We start from the raw sequence: 1703 nt of genomic DNA on the forward strand, positions 1-1703 counted from the left end.
CCCGCGACGCACGGCCTCCCGGGCCGCCCACCCGGCGGCCGCCAGGCTCTCGACGGAACCATCGACACCCACGACAACGGGCGACACCATGACACACACCTCCAGCACAAGACCTTCCCCCCACCACCACCAGCCTCCCCCGACGACAGCGTGTGCGCAGGGGCCCCAGGTCCCCACCCGGGGCCATCAGGCCCCGTCCGGGAGCGCGGTGGACGGGAGGGCCGCCCGGTCGTTCCGTCACCCCCGCCCGGTGGGGCCGAAGGGTCCTCGAACGGGGCCTGCCGGCCCGTGGCGTTCCGATCCGGTCGGGCACACGCTGTCGTTACGGCCGACAGGGGGCGCCGTTCGACCGCGACGGCATGCGCGAAGGGAGACGGAACATGACAACCACCACGTCGGCCGCCGGTCTCCCGGCCGAGTACCGCGATCGGCTGCTGCGGCACGCCCGCGAGGTCCCCTTCGACAGGGGAACCCGCCTGTTCGAGGAGGGGCGGCAGGCCGACCGGTTCTGGATCATCCGGTCCGTTACCGGCGCACTCGATCTGCGGGTCCCCGGTCGCCGCGCGGCCGTGATCGATGCGCTGGGCCACGGTGAACCGGTCGGCTGCTCCTGGCACTTCCCGCCCCGCCTGTGGCTTCTGGGCGCCGAGGCCACCAGCCCGGTGCGGGCCCGGGAGTTCGACGTGGAGGCCGTGCGGGCACCGTGCGCCGAGGACCCCGAGTTCGGCCGCGCGATCGCCGTGCGGGTCGCCGGGTGGTCGCCCGGCGACTGCACGCGACCCGCCTCCGGCTGTTCGATCTGTACGCTCCACACGGCAGCGGGAGCAGATGACGACCGGGTTCCCCGTGCCGTGCGTCTCGGCCCCGGCGGCCACGAGCCGACCCACGCACCCGACCACCCGAGGGGAAAACCATGAACGGCAGCCCGCACACCGTGAGCGACGTGATGTCGCACACCGTCGTGGCCATCGGCCGTGACGCCCCGTTCAAGGAGATCGTCCGGCTCATCGAGCAGTGGAAGGTGAGCGCCCTGCCGGTGCTGGAGGGCGAGGGCCGGGTCGTCGGCGTCGTCTCCGAGGCCGATCTGCTGCCCAAGCAGGAGTTCCGCGACAGCGACCCCGACCGGTTCGTGCAGCGGCGCCGCCTGCCCGACCTGGCCAAGGCGGGGGCGCTGACCGCCGGCGAGCTGATGAGCACCCCGGCCGTCACCGTCCACGCCGACGCCCCCGTCGCGCAGGCGGCTCGCATCATGGCTCAGCGCAAGGTCAAGCGGCTGCCCGTGGTGAGCCGCGAAGGGCTGCTCGAAGGCATCGTCAGCCGGGTCGACCTGCTGAAGGTCTTTCTGCGGACGGACGAGGAAATCGCCCGGGAGGTCCGCAGGGAAGTCGTCGCTCCGCTCTTCCCGGCCCCGCTCGAGCCCATGGGGGTGGAGGTCTCCGACGGTGTCGTCACCCTCACCGGCCGTATACGGGACACCGCGCTGGTACCCGTCGTCGCCCGCGCGGTACGCGCCGTCGAGGGGGTCGTCGACGTCACGTTCCAGTTGGCGAACGGACCGTCGGACGAAGCGCGGTGAGGGAGGGCGCGCGGGACTGCCGGTCCCGCGCTACCGGGGCGGTTCCGGTGCCTCGCGGTGCAGCACGACCTTGAGGGCGCCGGTCTCCGGACCGTGTGCGAAGACCTCGTAGGCCTCCTCCGCGCGG

The 1703-nt window shown here is 73.2% G+C and carries 1 protein-coding gene and 1 pseudogene; both read left to right on the forward strand.

The window, feature by feature from the left end:
* The first annotated feature begins 380 nt into the window (after positions 1–380).
* Positions 381–832 (forward strand): annotated as a pseudogene (locus ACWEQO_RS34730) (Crp/Fnr family transcriptional regulator).
* Positions 833–913: 81 nt separating this feature from the next.
* Entirely contained in the window at positions 914–1576 is a 663-nt protein-coding gene (locus ACWEQO_RS34735) for a CBS domain-containing protein (protein ID WP_452986491.1), read from the forward strand.
* Positions 1577–1703: the final 127 nt, after the last annotated feature.

Source organism: Streptomyces sp. NPDC004051 (assembly GCF_053604275.1).

Excerpts from the sequence above, each read along its gene's own strand:
- ACWEQO_RS34735 (WP_452986491.1), top strand. The coding sequence starts at position 914 with ATGAACGGCAGCCCGCACACCGTGAGCGACGTGATGTCGCACACCGTC.